Genomic DNA, 17,927 nt, shown 5'->3' with positions numbered 1-17,927 from the left:
AAACCTTGCAAGACTTACTATCACAAGACGAAATCGATGCTTTATTACACGGTGTCGACGATGGCGATATCGAGGTCGAAAACGACAACGAACCCGGTAAAGCTAGAGGTTATGACCTAACCAGCCAAGATCGAATCGTTCGCGGGCGAATGCCAACGCTCGAAATGATTAACGAACGATTTGCGCGCTATACCCGAATTAGCATGTTTAATTTATTGCGCCGCACAGCCGATGTCTCAGTCGGTGGCGTACAGATTATAAAATTCGGCGAATACGTACACACCTTGTATGTGCCAACCAGTTTAAATATGGTGAAATTTCGGCCTTTAAGAGGTACAGCGCTGATTATTTTAGATGCAAAACTGGTTTTTAAATTAGTGGACAATTTTTTTGGTGGCGATGGTCGGCACGCAAAAATCGAAGGCCGTGAATTTACGCCCACCGAATTACGTGTTGTACAAATGGTATTGCAACAAGCCTTTACCGATCTCACCGAAGCTTGGAAAGCGGTTATGCCGTTGGAATTTGAATTTATAAATTCCGAGGTTAACCCTTCAATGGCCAATATTGTTAGCCCCAGTGAGGTCGTGGTTGTCAGTACCTTTCACGTGGAATTAGACGGTGGTGGTGGAGAACTGCAAATTACCATTCCTTACTCCACCATCGAACCCATACGCGAAATGCTCGATGCAGGCTTGCAAAGCGATAGTGATGAACGAGACGATCGTTGGATAGTTGCATTGCGAGAAGATGTATTAGAAGCGGATGTGCAACTGGAGTGCGAAATTGCCAACGCCAAAATACGACTAGGAGATATTGTCAAACTCAAAGTTGGCGATGTTATTCCCATAGAAATGCCGCCTCATCATGTTGTTACCGCCAACAGAGTTCCCATGTTTCGATCAAAACTGGGTCAATGTGACGGCAACATGGCTTTGCAAATTCTCGGCTTTATTGATCGATCCATAATACAAGAGAAATCGAAATTAAATCATCCAGGATTATTCGCAGGAAAAGACCCAAAAGAAACTGAGGTAAATCAACATGGCTGATGAAGACAACAACGAAAACGAAGATGGTCTCGACCAGGACGCAATGGCAGATGAATGGGCCGCTGCTATGGCCGAGCAAGAAATTGTTGATGGCCAAGGTGAGGGCGATGCCGACGCCGAAAAAATGGCTCTCGATGAATTTCAGCCACCACCAAATCCGGCTTTAAAAAATCCAGACCTAGACGTCATTCTCGATATTCCGGTAACCATTTCTATGCAAGTTGGCAGTACTTCAATCAGCATCCGAAATCTACTGCAACTCAATCAGGGGTCTGTCATTGAGCTCGATCGCCTAGCCGGTGAGCCGTTGGATGTATTGGTTAATGGTACCTTAATTGCGCACGGCGAAGTGGTGGTCGTGAACGAAAAATTCGGTATTCGTATGACAGATGTCATTAGCGCGTCTGAAAGAATTAAACGCTTAAAATAACAAAGGTATTCATCATGAATGTCGTTATTTTGTTAAAACATTATTTTGAAAAAAACCGCTTTACAGATTTTTTTGTTAAAATGGTAGCCTTAAAGTCGGTCTTGATATTGTTGTTTTTGTTTGTGCAACCTGTGATCAACGCTCATGCCGAAATTCAAACCGTATCAAAAGAATCTCAAGAAATTGTCGCAGTCGGTAATAGTGTACCTAAAATATCTAGCCAGCCAATCTCAGCAATACCCACAAAAACATGGGTGGCTCAGGTTCTTATGGGGTTGTTATTGGTTGTAGTGCTTATTTTTTTACTGGCTAAGTTCGCCAAAAAATACAATTTAGCGGGTATTTCAAAACATAATGAATCAATAAAGCTACTCAGCCATTTGTCTGTTGGAATTAAAGAGCGTATAGCCGTTGTGGAAGTCGACAACAAACAACTGCTGCTCGGCATTACTCCACACAGTATCAATACCTTGCATGTTTTCGAACTGAATAAACTTGCTAGAGAAGAATCTTTAGATTCGGGTAACATAAAAAAAATAATCGTTCCTAATTTGTCGAACACCGCGACCCCAAATAAACCCGGCGACGATTTGTTCAGTGCAAAAAATATTCTCCGGTGCGCCATGTCATGGGTTGCAAAAAATAAGTCGCCGTTGGTTAAGGGCCCTATGAGCGAGAAAGAGACAAAAACAGTTCTTAAACCCACCGTTGAGCCCACAGATACCCAGTCGTTTAGCTTTAATAATATCTATGCCTTTGAGCTCAATAAAAATAAAGATTCTAATAAAGATTAGAGCCGCAATTAATGATGAATTTAATAATTGGGGGGCTAGGTCGATGTTTTATTTTAATGATATTCGTTTGCACGATATCATTATTAAACATTGAATCAGTGTATGCTCAGGCAGAGCCTGCGGCCAACCCAGAAACCAGCGATAGCTCCAGAGAAGCATCAAATTCATCAACAGAAAAAGAAAATCTTATTCCAATTAACGGCATACCGGGTTTACCTGCTTTAACCGTTACCACTCAACCCGACGGAACCCAAGAATATACGGTCACATTGCAAATTTTAGCAATAATGACTGCATTTACCTTTATCCCTGCAATCTTAATGATGATGACCTCATTTACGCGCATCATTATTGTTTTTGCAATTTTAAGACAAGCACTGGGTTTACAACAATCACCGTCGAATCAAATATTGATTGGTTTATCACTATTTATGACATTTTTTATCATGTCTCCGGTATTTGAAGAAATTCATATCAATGCCATTCAACCTTACATCAACGAAGAAATCGGTTCTCGTCAAGCGGTAACGAACATTGCGGAGCCCATGCATAAATTTATGATGTCGCAAACTAGAGAGTCGGACATCAAATTATTTTTAGATATTGGCGGCTACGAATCGGTTGCTTCACCGGAAGAGATTCCTTTCACTGTGTTGGTTCCCGCTTTTGTAACCAGTGAGTTAAAAACTGCGTTCCAAATTGGCTTTATTATATTTATACCATTCTTGGTTATTGATTTGGTGGTCGCTTCTGTATTAATGGCCATGGGTATGATGATGTTGTCGCCATTAATTATCTCGTTACCCTTTAAAATTATGCTGTTTGTATTAGTTGATGGTTGGGCATTAATTATTGGTAGTTTGGCGGCCAGTTTTGGTCTTTGACCAAGTTTCTAGATACTCAATGAGGTGATTATGACTCCTGAAGTTGTTATGGATTTATTCGCGAATGCTTTTTTACTAACTGTGTTAATGATTACGGTAATTGTTGGCCCGAGTTTGATTGTTGGGTTGATCGTTAGTGTTTTTCAAGCGGCAACGCAAATTAACGAACAAACATTAAGTTTTTTACCTAGATTGGTGGTAACACTATTAACCATTATGTTTGCCGGTGCTTGGTTATTAACAAAAATAATGGATTTATTTGTACGGTTAATTACCGATGTACCTAATTTAATTGGTTAACGATACATGCGCATTAATAGGTTGTTCATCACCCAAAAGTACAATGTTTAGCTTAAGTGACCAACAGATATCTGCTTGGTTAGCCCAATATCTTTGGGTAATGATTCGCATATCCGCTTTCTTATTGGCTGTTCCTATATTTGGAGCCCGCACCCTTCCAGCCCGAGCACGTATAGCACTTGCCATACCTATAACGCTTGTCGTAAGCCCGCTAGTTAATAATATACCCGACGTAGAACTGCTTTCTGTGCAGGGATTTTTAGTTGCTATAGAACAAGCCATTATTGGATTTTTATTGGGATTTATCTTCCAGCTATTTATTCAAATGTTTGTAGTAGCCGGGCAAATAATTGCTATGAACATGGGTTTGGGTTTTGCCTCACTGAATGATCCGGCCAACGGTGTGGTGGTTACGGTTTTGTCGCAATATTATCTAACCTTGGCGACATTGTTGTTTTTAGCGGTGAACGGTCACTTGGTATTGTTAGAATTAATCAGTAAAAGTTTTATGTTTTGGTCGTTTACCAGTTTTCAGTTAAATGCTGGTTATTTCAAAGAGGTTGTTGGTCTGGGAAGTTGGATGTTTGCAGGCGCTATGGTGTTAGCTTTACCGGTTACCACGGCGATTTTATTGGTTAATATTGCTTTTGGTGTAATGTCACGTGCGGCGCCACAGATGAACATTTTTGCCGTAGGTTTTCCAATTACCTTGGTATTTGGTCTGTTTATCATTTGGTTTGGTTTAAGTAATTTTTTACCACAGTTTCAGCAGTCGTTAACCGAGCTGATTCTATTCGCCGAAAATCTGTTAGGGTGAGTTATCGTGGCAGAAGACGATAGTCAAGAAAAGTCGCAGGAACCAACCGCAAAACGCTTAGAAAAAGCTCGCGATCAAGGTCAGGTTCCCAGATCCAAAGAATTAGCTACCAGCGCCATTTTAATTGGTGCTACCGCGGCCTTATATTTCTTTGGCAGTTATCTTAGTGTGCGGATTAACGGCATTTTTATTCGTGGTTTTACCTTTGGACGCGAAAGCAGTTTTGACACTAATTATATGTTTGTTGCGCTTTCTTCGGCAGTAAAAGAAGGTTTGTTTTCATTAATTCCCATTTTTATTATTTTGTTGATTATCGCATTTGCTGCTCCTCTGGGTTTGGGTGGATGGTTGTTTAGCTCCAAATCGTTAATGCCAAAAGGCAGCCGAATGAACCCGCTGTCTGGCTTAAAACGCATGTTCTCCGTAAAAGCATTGGTAGAATTGGTAAAATCCTTGGGCAAAGTGGGTTTGGTGGTCGCAATTGCAATCATCGTGTTATATCAACGCCGCAATGATATTGTTCACTTGTCTGATCTACCCTTCAATGTTGCAATTCACGATTCTATTTTTATTTTAATTATTTCGGCCCTGTTGCTATCTTGCTCGACACTTATCATCGCAGCCATCGATATTCCATTTCAATTATGGGAAAACAATAAAAACCTAAAAATGTCGATGCAAGAAGTTAGAGACGAAATGAAAGATTCTGAAGGTCGCCCGGAAGTTAAAGGAAGAATTCGGCGTCTGCAAAGAGATCTGGCGAATAATAGAATGATGCAAGAGGTTCCTACCGCGGATGTCATACTTACCAATCCAACGCATTTTTCGGTAGCGCTTAAGTACGATCCTGCCACCATGAAAACACCGCTAGTCGTTGCTAAAGGTGGAGATTTTATTGCGCTTAAAATCAGAGAAATAGCCAACGCTCATTCGGTTGAAATTTTACAAGCTCCAGCATTAACGCGCGCCATTTTTTACACCACAGAAGTCGATAAAGAAATACCCGCGGGTTTGTATTTGGCTGTCGCACAGGTATTAGCGTATATTTTTCAATTGCGGCAGTATCGCCGCGGTAAGGCCAAGCGGCCCAAAGCTCCCAAAAAGTATCCCATACCCAAAGAATACACGTTCGATAAATAACCTTTTACCATCACCATACTAATGCCTTTTTATACCACTAAAAATTGCGGACTAAATCGTATTTACGTTCTGCCTTTTTTAAAGGTTACACCGCTTGTCTATCTGACCTGTTGTTCAAAATAACTGCGTTAATATTGTCATCACAATTTTGCACTTGGTATTTTAATTGCGCATTGCTGTTGTTATTTTAAAACCGTCAATATTTTGATTGTCAGAATCTATGCAGCTACCCAGTTTTTTAAGCGTTAATCGTCCGAAAATTACCAGAAGTTCTATTAATCGAGCTTATGTTAACGGCCGTTCAATAATTAACGGTAATTTAGGCGTACCTATTTTACTGTTAATGATGCTTGGCATGATGACTTTGCCATTACCATCATTTTTATTGGATGTCTTCTTCTCGTTTAATATTGCCTTGTCGATTGTGGTTCTTTTGGTCAGCGTTTACAGCTTACGTCCACTAGAGTTCGCAGTTTTTCCAACCATATTATTAATAGCAACTTTATTAAGGCTTGGGTTAAACGTCGCCTCAACCCGTGTTGTTTTACTCAATGGTCACGAGGGCGGCGATGCGGCCGGTAAAGTGATTCAGGCATTCGGTGAAGTGGTTATTGGTGGTAATTACGCGGTTGGTTTGGTTGTTTTCATTATTTTAATGATTATTAACTTTGTGGTGGTAACCAAAGGTGCTGGCCGAATTTCGGAGGTCAGCGCACGCTTTACCTTAGATGCAATGCCTGGTAAACAAATGGCAATCGACGCCGACTTAAACGCCGGTTTAATTGATCAAGAAGAAGCAAAAACTCGACGCGAAGAAGTTTCCAACGAGGCAGACTTTTACGGTGCTATGGACGGTGCTAGTAAGTTTGTGCGTGGTGACGCCGTGGCCGGTATTTTAATTCTGCTTATAAATATTATCGGTGGCTTGGGCATAGGCATGGCCCAACACGGTTTAACCTTTACCGACGCGCTGGAAAAATACATCTTATTAACCATAGGTGATGGTTTAGTCGCTCAAATTCCGTCGCTATTGTTATCAACCGCCGCCGCCATTATGGTTACGCGTGTTAACAGTTCAGAGGATGTGCGCTCGCAGGTATTGAGTCAGATGTTTGACTCTCCCAAAGCCTTGGCCGTTTCAGCAGGTGTGTTATTTTTAATGGGTGTTATTCCCGGTATGCCTCATGTGCCATTTATTGGGCTTGCTATTGTTTGTGGCGTGTTAGCGTATTTTATTTATAAAAAAGACAAGCAGACACTTGAAGTTGCCGACGGTAGTTATAATCCTTCTTCGGCTGCACCCGGTAATCGTCCTTCACTTCCCAATCAAGAAGGCGGCGAAATAATTGACGCTCGACCAGAAAATACAGAGTTAAGCTGGGACGATGTGCAGCCGGTGGATTTAATTGGTTTAGAAGTCGGCTATCGTTTAATTCCGCTGGTGAATAAACCTCAGGGTGGAGAGCTTTTAAAACGCATAAAAGGCATTCGAAAAAAGCTGTCTCAGGAAAAAGGCTTTTTAATTCCAAGTGTTCATATCAAAGATAATCTCGATCTCTCGCCGAGCAGTTACCGGATCTTGTTAATGGGTGTTTGTTTGGGTGAGGCCGAAATTTTTTCAGATCGTGACCTGGCTATTAACCCCGGTCAAACCATTGGTGAAATTGACGGCATTGCCACCAAAGATCCGGCTTTTGGTTTGCCAGCAGTATGGATTGATCTGACCAAAAAAGACGAAGCTCAGACCTTAGGTTACACCGTTGTTGACGCTAGTACTGTTGTTGCAACGCATTTAAATCAGATTTTACTGAAACACACCCATGAATTAATTGGTCACGAAGACGTTCAAAAACTGCTAGACCAACTCGCCAAAACATCGCCCAAACTCGTATCAGAATTGGTACCCGATAAACTCTCGCTAAATGCCGTTTTAAAGGTGTGTCAAAATTTATTGCGAGAAGGCGTTGCCATAAAAGATTTTCGTTCCATCTGCGAAGCCTTGTTGGCTGCCAGTGAAAAAACTACCGACAGTGAACAATTGACCTCGGCTGCACGTGTGGCCTTGTGTCGTCAAATTATTTATGCACTGGTTAAAAGTGATGAAGCATTGCCGGTAATTACCCTTCAACCGGAGCTGGAACAGCTTTTGCTCAAAGCTAATCAACAGGCACAAAAAACTGGCGCTGATGAAACAGGTTTTATCGAGCCAGCGTTAATAGAAGCAATGCAGAGATCAATTCGCGAGAATCTACAACGGCAGGAAATTGCCAATAAACCGGCAATTATTCTCGTGGCAGGTGTTCTCAGAAGTTTACTTTTAAAACTCTGTCGATCTTTAGCGGTAGATGCAACAGTTTTAGCCTATGCAGAAATTCCAGAAAATAAATCCATAACGGTTTCGGGAACCATAATCGGAATATCTGGCAATAACGGTAATTCACAGCATTAACATAGACGCTAGATTTTTAGCAATTGTTCGATGTTTTCACTATAAATAGGCGGTATCTATGCAAGTTAAACGGTTTAAAGCGGCTGATATGCGAAGGGCGCTTGAAATGGTGCGCGCTGAACTGGGTGAAGATGCTGTTATTTTATCGAACACTAAACAAGGCAAATATGTTGAAATACTTGCGACCGCTGATGATTGCACGCAATGGTTAGACGTTAAGGACAATGCCGGGTCCCATCAGAGTGTTTTTTCTAAATACGAAGGTTTAGCCGATACTGGAGAATTTACCTTTTTAACCGAATCAGAAGGTTATGTAACCTCCGGTAAAAAACCTGAGTCAGGGCGAAAAATGACCGGTGCAGATAACATTGCAAACAAGGCAGAAGAAAATGTCTCTTATTTATCTCGCCAATTAGATGCTCAGAAAAAACAACAAGCACAACGTTATTCTTCTAATCCCGTACAGAAACGTTCTAGCTATAAAAGTTCCGCCGCTGTTGTTAATTTATCACGCAACACAAAACATCGTAGTGAAGCCGATGAAATTATCGACGAATTATTTTCAAAAGGTACGCCGTCGATGGCAGATGTTGTCTCTTTTTTGGAAAAAGCCAAATCTAATCGTCAAGAAAACGCTAACCGTCAAGAAAATACTAATCCGCAAGGCAATATCAGTAATCAAGAAACGGTTAATAGAAACCGGGCAACGATTAACAATAGTCACGATGCGGTTAAATCTCGTCAAAACCCTAGTTCTGCTGAGGTACAAAATTCCCTAAACAATTCGGTCATTCATCGAGACGAAAAAAGTGCAGATGTGAATTCGCCGTCTAATCAGAATCTACAGCGAGCAATACAGCAGTTATCGCAGCAGAATGAAAACAGTTTAACTAAGCCAAGCAGATCGCCGGAGTCCGTTCGTACGGCAACGGTTATTGATAACTCGGGTGATATTAAAAACTTGCAATCTGAACTTAATGATATGCGTGAGCTTCTGGAGTTGCAGCTTAAACAGAGTAACGGGAGATCGTTAAAAAGCTATCAAATGATTTTGGAAAAACGTTTTTCTAAGATGGGTTTTGGTGAAGAATTTATTACCCAGCTGTTAAACCATGTTGTTATGAAAGCTGGTGAAACGGGCCGCGATGTTTGGCTTAAAGCGCTAAAATATTTAAAATCAAATTTACCGTTAAGCACTATTGATATTGTTAAACAAGGCGGTCGCTATGCTTTTATTGGCCCTACCGGAGCCGGTAAAACCACCACCATCGCTAAACTCGCAACCCAACATATTTTGGAACACGGCCGCCACGGTATCGCTATTATTTCTACAGATAATGAACGTTTGGGTTCGCAAAGCCAGTTAAAGAGTTTATCGCATATATTGCAAATTCCTCTGCATGTTGTCACTACGGGCCGGCAGTTGAACGAAGCATTGTTTTCGCTAACCTATTGCGATTTGATTCTAATTGATTCCCCAGGAATTAATATTCGTGACTTGGACAATAATCTTTGGTTTAACGAATTTAAAAACCATGATTTTGTTACCAAAATATTTGTCATGACCACAAATTCGCAAAAGGCTTTTCAAAAAAACATATTAAGTGTTGCTAACGATCTTGATGCGCAAGCGTTGGTGCTGACCAAATTAGATGAGTGTTGCAGTTTGGGTGATAGTTTAGATTGTGTCATAGAATCAAAATTACCCATTGCTTATTTGACAAATGGACAAAATGTGCCAAAAGACATTGAGTTCCCTGTTCACAAAAAACTTATCGCCAAAGCATTAGAAGCAATTGCACCGGCGAAAAAATCCGCTCAATTAGCCCCTGCTAATTTTGGGATTACTGAAGACGTAAATAATTACGAAAAAGTCCAAGCCTAACTGTGTTTATCGGCGCTCAAGAGCGTGTGCTTAGTTAAGTCTGTGCTAAATTTAAAAATACTGCTTGTTGTTTTACACAGTTTAATGGGTTTTCTGCTTCGGTATTTATTTGTAGATAGTTTGTGTTGGTATTGGTGGTACATCTTTTTATGCCACCGGGAGACCCTAGGTTGATCGGTGTTTGCTGTAGATAGATTAGATTTCATTTATATTTAGCAATAATTATATTGAGTTATTTGGAGTTTGTATGAGCTACTCTCGTCCTGTTCAAGTCATAGCCGTAACTGGTGGAAAGGGTGGTGTGGGTAAAACCAACCTTTCAGTGAATTTGAGCATTGCCTTGGCCGAAATGCAAAGACGAGTGGTATTGCTCGATGCTGATTTAGGATTGGCTAATGTAGATGTGCTGTTGGGTTTGCGAGCTAAGCACAACATAGCGGATGTATTAAATGGCGTATGTGATCTGCAAGATATTTTGTTGACTGGTCCTGGCGGAATAAAAATTGTTCCGGCCTCATCCGGTGTTCAAAACATGACGCAATTAAGCGCCCAGCAACATGCCGCATTAATTAATGCATTTAATACGCTTGATCAGCAATTGGATATTCTGGTTATCGATACCGCAGCGGGAATTTCAGATACGGTTGTCAGCTTTGTAAATGCGTCCAACGAAGTCATTGTTGTCGTGTGTGATGAGCCTTCATCCATTACCGATGCCTACGCGTTAATTAAGCTACTTAACAGTGAATATCAACAATCGCGTTTTCGGGTGGTTGCTAATATGACGCGTACCGTTAACGAAGGGCAAAACCTGTTTAATAAATTACAAACCGTATGCGATCGCTTTTTAGATGTCACATTACAGTATCTCGGCCATATTCCTTTTGATGAAAGCGTACGTAAAGCCGTACAAAAACAAACGCCATTAATGACCGCTCTGCCACGCAGTCGTGCTTCCCAGGCAATTAAAGGTATTGCTCAAAAAGTCATAAGTTGGCCGCTGCCAAGTGGCCCAAGAGGGCACTTGGAGTTTTTCGTTGAACGGCTTTTGCATACTGCACATGTGGAGGTTTAACTATGGCTGCTGTGGACGGATTAGCAATGTATGATCAAGCGCAACTTCAACCGGCGATCGACATAGAACAGTATGCGAGTTTGGTAAAACGTATTGCCCATCACATGATGATGAGAATGCCGGCGAGTGTGCAAGTTGAAGATTTAATTCAAGCTGGAATGATTGGCTTAATTGAAGCATCGCAAAAATACGATGCCAGTAAGGGGGCGAGTTTTGAAACCTACGCGGGAATTCGCATTCGTGGCGCCATTGTGGATGAAATGCGCAGAGGTGATTGGGCGCCGCGTTCGGTGCATCGTAATGCCAGACGCGTTCAAGACGCCATTGCGCAAATTGAAGCACGCACAGGCCGCGATGCGACTGATAAAGAAGTGGCCGACGAATTGGAAGTGAGCTTAGAAGAATATCACGCGATTTTGCAAGATAGCACCAGTACACGCTTGTTCAGTTATGAAGAGGCCGTAGGCGAAGACGACAGCCGTATTGAGCACGACAGTGCCAGCGATGGTAATCTCAGTCCATTTGTAGGCCTGCAAAAAGATAATCTGCGTAAATGCTTGGCCGAGGCGATTAAATCGCTGCCAGAGCGCGAACAGCTGGTTTTAGCGCTATATTACGATGAAGAACTGAATCTTAAAGAAATTGGGCAGATATTAGGCGTAAGTGAATCGCGAGTCAGTCAAATTCACAGTCAGGCTGCACTGCGTTTACGTGGTCGTCTTCAAGATTGGGTAATTTCGGAGTGATAATTACGAATTCATAAAAATAAGTAACGATTTATTCGGTTAAATTAAATCGCTGACAAAAGATAGTGACCCGTTTGTGCCTTTCATGGTTCTCTGCGAATCTCTTTTATTCAATGGCAATTCTGAATAACGACAGACCCCTCTAATTTTTTGCCAAATTTACCGTGACTTTTTTTCTTGAACAAAATCCCATTCAAATTAAATATTTTGTAGCTTTCCCAATCTTTTGAATAATTAAGATAATTTTTTTGCTTTATTCTAAAAAAAAGTCGTTTAAAGCCGAAACTATCCTATAGAAACAGTTTTAAAGAACGAGCGTGACATTTATAGCTAGGAATATTTAGGAATCTCTGATTAACCCGGTCGTAATTTTTACTGAAGAACGAAATTGAAAATGTAATGTGTAATTTCTATATCATTTCAATTGCTTATCGTGTCGCGGTTATCAATGCAACTGGTGCGGTGACTAGGCCGAGGTTAATCAGAGCTTCTTTATTCTAATTTGTTTTAACAACCGGGTTTTTATTGAAAAGAGATTTATTTAGTAAAAATTCAGATTGAGTGTTATTACGCTTTTTTTGTACAAGATTTAGGTATTTGATTTCATTAAACCCTACAGATTATGTCCGCGGTTGATCAATACCCGAATATTGGTAATCGCTATCCTTAAAAAACTGGATACCGCACAAACTGCTACTAGACTTTGTATTGAATCGGTTTCCCTCGACCAGGGCCTATGGAGGTTACATTGGATAAAAATATGAAAATCCTCATAGTCGATGATTTTTCTACTATGCGGCGGATCATTAAAAATCTATTGCGTGATTTAGGGTTCACTAATACGCAAGAAGCTGATGATGGCCAAACGGCGTTGCCGATGCTTAAAAACGGCGATTTCGATTTTTTGGTGACGGACTGGAATATGCCGGGAATGACCGGTATTGAGTTGCTCAGGCAAGTCAGAGCAGATGAACGTCTTAGCAGTTTACCGGTGTTGATGGTGACCGCCGAAGCAAAGCGGGAACAAATTATTGAAGCGGCCCAAAGCGGTGTGAATGGTTATGTTGTAAAACCGTTTACGGCTCAAGCTCTAAAGGAAAAAATCGAAAAGATTTTTGATCGCGTCGGTTAACTCATTTCCACAGGTTTAGTTATGGATTCTAATCAATTCTCGAAAGACCCGAATCGAGCAGTCGAAGATCTTCGTGAAGCTGCGCAAATGTTGCTTGAGAAATTACAGAACGAAGATTATCACGATGCAAGCGAAGTGATATCGAAATTAAATCAACAACGCGACAGCTTAATTTTTAACAGTGTCGGTAAATTAACTCGTGCTTTGCATAACGCTATTGTTAATTTTAACGTTGATGCAAATTCGGATAATGACTCCACGTTGTCGGATAAATCTCATATCAGCGATGCATCAGACCGGCTTAACTACGTTCTTAAATTAACTCAAGACGCCGCCGATAAAACGATGGATCGCGTTGAAGCTTCAGCGCCTATTGCTGCCGAAATCATTACTGAGTCGGCGCAATTGCGAGAAGAGTGGAAACGCTTTAAGCGTCGTGAAATGGGCCCAGATGAATTTCGGCAATTGTACTATCGCATGGACGAATTTCTTGCGCGTATTGGTACAGGCGCAGAGCAATTGGGTTTAAATTTACAAGATATTATTTTGGAACAGGGCTACCAAGATTTAACCGGCCAAGTTCTGAAAAAAGTAATTGGTCTTATTTCTGATGTTGAAGGCGAACTGGTTCAGCTAGTTCGTATTGCCGGACAAGTAGAAGATGTTGCTGGGTTTCGATCAAAAGCAGATAAAGAAGCTGCCGAGAAGAAATCGGCAAACGGCGAAGGCCCGCAAATTCAGGCAAAACATCGTCCAGATGTTATGGCCAGTCAAGATGAAGTTGACGATTTATTATCAAGTTTAGGCTTTTAATAGATTTGATATTTTAAGAATAAAAACGACTGAATAAATCGTTTTGGCGAGAGGAGCAGTGAATGGGGTTCGGCGATGATGAAGAGATTTTGCAAGACTTCTTAGTAGAAGCTGGCGAAATCCTCGAGACGCTTTCCGAGCAACTGGTAGAGCTTGAGCAACGTCCAGATGATCGTGATTTATTAAACGCGATATTCCGTGGTTTTCATACGGTCAAAGGCGGTGCTGGCTTCCTGCAAATTGCGCCAATGGTTGAATGCTGCCATGTAACGGAAAATTTATTCGATATTTTACGCAATGGTAAACGCGAAGTAACTTCCGAATTGATGGACGTGGTGCTGCAAGCGCTGGATGCTGTTAATTCACAATTTGATCAGGTTCAAAATCGTGTTGAACCATCACCCGCAGATGAGTCTTTAATTGAATCACTCGAAAGATTAGTCGCCTGCGAGGATTTACTCGAAGCTTCCGATGAAGAAGTTGTTGATGAAGAAGTTGTCGAAGAAGAATCCGTTGACGAAGAAGCCTACGAAGAAGACGTCGTTGCAGATGAAGTTGTAGATGAAGACGTATCAGAGCAAGATATTTCAGAAGACGAACCTCAAGACTCCGAGTTCAATGCACAAGCCGATATTGATGAAGTAGAACTCGATGCACAAGACTCGCAGCCCTCAGCGAGTAGTGACGATTTTTCTGACAGTGCAATAGCTAACTTGTTGGATGCAATCGCCGACGAAGATGAAGACGGGGCAGCTAAACCCGCCGTAAAATCTACCACTGCTAAGAATTCTCCGGTTGTAAAGAAAACTGAATCCGACGAAATCACCGACGATGAGTTTGAAGCGCTTCTTGATCAGTTGCACGGCGAAGGTAAAGGTCCAAGTGTTGGCGAATCTAAAAAAGCTGCACCAGAAAAATCAGAAGCTGCGCCTGCCGATGACAAATCCGGTGAAAAGGCCAAGTCTAAAAAATCCGCGGGTGGAAACTCTGATTTAATTACCGAAGACGAATTTGAAAAACTCTTAGATCAAATTCACGGTCAAGGCAAAGGCCCGGGTGGTCAAGATAAATCTAATTCATCGGCTAAGGCAGCTCCTGCGGCTGAGGCAGAAAAGGTCGAAAACGCCAATCCAAAAGAAGAAAAAACCGAAGATGTAAAAGCAGAAGAGGTAAAAGCGCCTGCGCCCAAAGCTGCAAAACCAAAATCCGAATCTCCAAAAGCTAAAGCGAAAGCCAACGACGATACCATTACCGAAGATGAGTTTGAGGCGTTATTAGATCAATTGCACGGTGCTGGCAAAGGACCAGGCGCTGGTAGTTCAGATACCAAGGTCGCTAGTACTAAGGCCGCCTCATCACCGCCGAAAAATACAACTGCACCAAAAACAACAGAATCGAAAGAGACTGTATCTGAGAAATCAGACGTTAAAGCAGAAAAGTCAGAGCCGAAAAAAGAACCCGTAAAAACCGCCGCAAAAGCACCTGCTGCACCGAAAAAACCAGCAACTACCAAAGCCTCCGAGCCAGATAAGAGTGCCGCTATTAAGGCGGTTCCTGGTACCGGAAAACCCAGCACCGCCGCTGCAAAACCTGAGCTTGTTGCCGTTCCCGGTGGTGCTAAAGCGAGTGCAGCTAAACCGGCATCGCCACCGGCGGCCGCACCCAAAGAAGCGGCTGCGCCGGCTGCCGAAACCACGGTGCGTGTTGATACGCAACGTCTCGACGATATTATGAATATGGTCGGCGAGTTGGTATTGGTGCGCAATCGGTTGGTTCGCTTGGGTGATGAAAAAGGCGATGAGGTATTATCAAAAGCCGTTTCTAATTTAGATGTTGTTACCGCCGATTTACAAACCGCGGTCATGAAAACCCGAATGCAGCCCATTAAGAAAGTGTTTGGGCGTTTCCCACGGGTTGTGCGCGATCTTGCACGCAGTTTAGGAAAAGAAATTAGTCTTGAGCTTGTCGGTGAAGAAACCGATCTCGATAAAAACCTGGTAGAAGCTTTGGCTGATCCCTTGGTGCATTTGGTTCGAAACTCGGTGGATCATGGTATTGAATTACCGGATGTGCGCGAGCAAAAAGGTAAACCACGCGTTGGCCGAGTTGTATTGTCTGCCCAGCAAGAGGGTGACCATATTTTATTAGCCATCACCGATGATGGCGGTGGTATGGACCCGAATAAACTTAAATCCATTGCTGTGGCCAAGGGTGTATTGGATGAAGACGCGGCAGCGCGTTTATCCGATCAAGAGGCTTTTGCGTTAATTTTTGCTCCCGGTTTTTCGACCAAACAAGAAATATCTGATGTATCCGGCCGTGGTGTTGGTATGGATGTGGTGAAAACCAAAATCACCCAACTCAATGGCACCATAGAAATTGATTCGGTCGTTGACGAAGGTACTAAACTTTATATTAAAGTGCCTTTAACCTTGGCCATTATGCCAACGCTGATGATTATGTTGGACGATCAAACATTCGCATTACCCTTAGTTAATGTTGATGAAATCTTCCATATGGATTTAAGTCGCACCAACATTGTTGATGGCCAAGAATGTGTCACCATTCGCGAAAAAGCGATACCGTTATTTCACTTAAAACGTTGGTTAATTCGTAGCGCAGCTTACGCGACACCACCAAAAGAAGGCCACATTGTCATTGTTTCGGTGGGTACTCAGCGAGTCGGTTTTGTTGTTGATCAGTTAATTGGTCAAGAAGAAGTAGTAATTAAACCGCTTGGCAAAATGTTGCATGGCACACCGGGTATGGCTGGTGCGACAATTACCGGTGATGGAAGAATCGCATTAATTTTAGATGTTCCAAGTATGTTGAAACGCTACGCTGGTAATGCTGCTTAGTTTCAAGAGACTTTGATTAATCCAGAGTTTCTTGCGACGCAAGGATGCATCTTAATTTTCTAGAATGGCTAATTTAAAGGAAACTCTGATGAACCTAAAGTTTCCAGCGACACAAGGATGTGTCGCCAATTTCAAGAATGGTAAGTGATTGAAATTGTGAAGAAATTGGAAATCGCATTTTCAATTTCTGTCCTCTGATTAAATCAGGGATGAGTTAATCAGAGATTCCTAAAGTTGTGAAGACATTGGTAGGGGTATTTTCAATATTTTCCCTCTGATTAAATTATGGGTGAGCTGATCAGAAATTCCATAGTCTTGTATTCGCTCATTGGTTGTAATGTTACGAAATTGTGTGTGAATAATAACGGTGTCGTGAGAAGGTGCATCCCAATTACGCTGATAGAGCTCATCAGGTGTCTAGGTATATGGCTATTAATGTTTTAATTGTCGATGACTCTTTATTTTTTCAAAATAGACTTGCCGCCATTATTGAGGAGCATCCTCAATTAAAAGTTATTGGTATCGCGGGTAATGGCAAACAAGCCCTTGCTTTGACGCTTGAAAAAAAGCCCGACGTTATCACCATGGACTACGAAATGCCATTAATGGACGGATTAAAGGCCGTTCGTAAAATTATGGCACAGCGTCCAACTCCGATTTTAATGCTATCTGCGTTAACCTACGAAGGTGCAAAATTAACTCTAGATGCCCTCGATGCTGGGGCGGTTGATTTTATGCCGAAAAGCTTTTCGGAAATTTCGAAAAACCCGCAAGAATTAAAACGCAAATTACATCAACGCTTATTATTAATTGCTCGACGACGAAATATTATACCGGCTACTCGTCCCGAGTCGGCAACCAAGGTTGCATTAGAAAACCATTATGAGCGTAATTGCGAAGTTATCGTACCACCCAGAACATTTCCCCATTGCTCGCAAAAACTTAACGGTAAAATAAAACTCATTGCAATGGGAGCGTCTACGGGTGGCCCGGTGGCGTTATCGGAAATATTAAAATGCTTGCCGGAGAATTTTTCACTGCCAATATTATTAATTCAGCATATGCCAGAGAATTTTACGCGTGCTTTTGCCGAGCGTTTAAACAGTACTTGTCGCATTCGCGTAGTTCTTGCTGAAGATGGGATGGTGTTGCGGCCAGGCACAGCCTATCTTGCTCCGGGCGGTCAACAGATGATGATAAACCCTAGAGATCGAACCCGAATTAATGTATTTCCGGGTGACGACCGATTAAATTATAAACCATCAGTTGATATTACCTTAGCCTCAGCTGCAAATACCTGGGGCTCAAGTTTTATGGCAATGATTTTAACGGGAATGGGGTCAGATGGCTGCGAAGGCAGTCGGATTGTGAAGGAAAAAGGTGGTGTTATTTGGTCGCAAGATCAGCGCAGCAGTGTGATTTATGGAATGCCAATGGCTGTGGCTCGCGCCAATCTTACTGACAAAGTGGTATCGTTAAACGAAATTCCAGAGCAATTACAAAAAGCGTTTAATTATTAACGCGTCCTACCTTAAAAATCCTCATTAGCTGA

At 41.9% G+C, this 17,927-nt stretch carries 15 protein-coding genes; all 15 read left to right on the top strand.

Going from position 1 to position 17,927, the window contains the following annotated elements:
- The first annotated feature begins 5 nt into the window (after positions 1 to 5).
- The 15 genes from fliM (at position 6) to ACYQ2C_RS13525 (ending at position 17,895) form a co-directional block, all read left to right on the top strand.
- Entirely contained in the window at positions 6 to 1,052 is a 1,047-nt protein-coding gene (gene fliM / locus ACYQ2C_RS13595) for a flagellar motor switch protein FliM (protein WP_460050520.1), read from the top strand.
- Positions 1,045 to 1,482: a flagellar motor switch protein FliN gene (gene fliN / locus ACYQ2C_RS13590; protein ID WP_460103492.1), complete on the top strand. Its 438-nt coding sequence runs from the start codon at positions 1,045 to 1,047 to the stop codon at positions 1,480 to 1,482. Before fliM ends, fliN begins: the two co-directional genes overlap by 8 nt.
- A 14-nt stretch (positions 1,483 to 1,496) precedes the next feature.
- Positions 1,497 to 2,276 carry a flagellar biosynthetic protein FliO gene (gene fliO / locus ACYQ2C_RS13585; protein WP_460103489.1) on the top strand — a complete coding sequence of 260 codons (780 nt, stop codon included), beginning with the start codon at positions 1,497 to 1,499 and terminating at the stop codon, positions 2,274 to 2,276.
- 188 nt (positions 2,277 to 2,464) lie between these two features.
- Positions 2,465 to 3,160: a flagellar type III secretion system pore protein FliP gene (gene fliP, locus ACYQ2C_RS13580; RefSeq protein ID WP_460103561.1), complete on the top strand. Its 696-nt coding sequence runs from the start codon at positions 2,465 to 2,467 to the stop codon at positions 3,158 to 3,160.
- 30 nt (positions 3,161 to 3,190) lie between these two features.
- Positions 3,191 to 3,460: a flagellar biosynthesis protein FliQ gene (fliQ, locus tag ACYQ2C_RS13575; RefSeq protein WP_460050527.1), complete on the top strand. Its 270-nt coding sequence runs from the start codon at positions 3,191 to 3,193 to the stop codon at positions 3,458 to 3,460.
- A 43-nt stretch (positions 3,461 to 3,503) separates the two neighbouring features.
- A complete protein-coding gene (gene fliR / locus ACYQ2C_RS13570; RefSeq protein WP_460050529.1) occupies positions 3,504 to 4,277 on the top strand; it encodes a flagellar biosynthetic protein FliR in 774 nt (257 codons plus the stop codon).
- Positions 4,278 to 4,283: 6 nt separating this feature from the next.
- Positions 4,284 to 5,417, top strand: coding sequence for a flagellar biosynthesis protein FlhB (gene flhB, locus ACYQ2C_RS13565; RefSeq protein ID WP_460103484.1), 1,134 nt, complete (start codon positions 4,284 to 4,286; stop codon positions 5,415 to 5,417).
- 220 nt (positions 5,418 to 5,637) lie between these two features.
- Positions 5,638 to 7,866 (top strand): flagellar biosynthesis protein FlhA, encoded by a 2,229-nt coding sequence (flhA, locus tag ACYQ2C_RS13560; protein WP_460103481.1) that lies wholly within the window; start codon positions 5,638 to 5,640, stop codon positions 7,864 to 7,866.
- 58 nt (positions 7,867 to 7,924) lie between these two features.
- Positions 7,925 to 9,751: a flagellar biosynthesis protein FlhF gene (gene flhF / locus ACYQ2C_RS13555; RefSeq protein ID WP_460103478.1), complete on the top strand. Its 1,827-nt coding sequence runs from the start codon at positions 7,925 to 7,927 to the stop codon at positions 9,749 to 9,751.
- Between the two features lie 247 nt (positions 9,752 to 9,998).
- Positions 9,999 to 10,826 carry a MinD/ParA family protein gene (locus tag ACYQ2C_RS13550; RefSeq protein ID WP_460050537.1) on the top strand — a complete coding sequence of 276 codons (828 nt, stop codon included), beginning with the start codon at positions 9,999 to 10,001 and terminating at the stop codon, positions 10,824 to 10,826.
- 2 nt (positions 10,827 to 10,828) lie between these two features.
- Complete coding sequence (locus tag ACYQ2C_RS13545; protein WP_460050539.1) at positions 10,829 to 11,572, top strand: RNA polymerase sigma factor FliA; 744 nt, start codon at positions 10,829 to 10,831, stop codon at positions 11,570 to 11,572.
- A gap of 748 nt (positions 11,573 to 12,320) precedes the next feature.
- Positions 12,321 to 12,704 (top strand): chemotaxis response regulator CheY, encoded by a 384-nt coding sequence (cheY, locus tag ACYQ2C_RS13540; protein WP_460050541.1) that lies wholly within the window; start codon positions 12,321 to 12,323, stop codon positions 12,702 to 12,704.
- A gap of 21 nt (positions 12,705 to 12,725) precedes the next feature.
- Entirely contained in the window at positions 12,726 to 13,517 is a 792-nt protein-coding gene (locus tag ACYQ2C_RS13535) for a protein phosphatase CheZ (protein WP_460050543.1), read from the top strand.
- Positions 13,518 to 13,579: 62 nt separating this feature from the next.
- Positions 13,580 to 16,375, top strand: coding sequence for a chemotaxis protein CheA (locus ACYQ2C_RS13530; protein ID WP_460103473.1), 2,796 nt, complete (start codon positions 13,580 to 13,582; stop codon positions 16,373 to 16,375).
- A 425-nt stretch (positions 16,376 to 16,800) separates the two neighbouring features.
- Positions 16,801 to 17,895: a protein-glutamate methylesterase/protein-glutamine glutaminase gene (locus ACYQ2C_RS13525; RefSeq protein WP_460103470.1), complete on the top strand. Its 1,095-nt coding sequence runs from the start codon at positions 16,801 to 16,803 to the stop codon at positions 17,893 to 17,895.
- Positions 17,896 to 17,927: the final 32 nt, after the last annotated feature.

The organism is Sessilibacter sp. MAH3 (assembly GCF_054658275.1).
The sequence above is the reverse complement of the archived record's forward strand: the minus strand, read 5'-3'. Positions and strand labels throughout refer to the sequence as shown.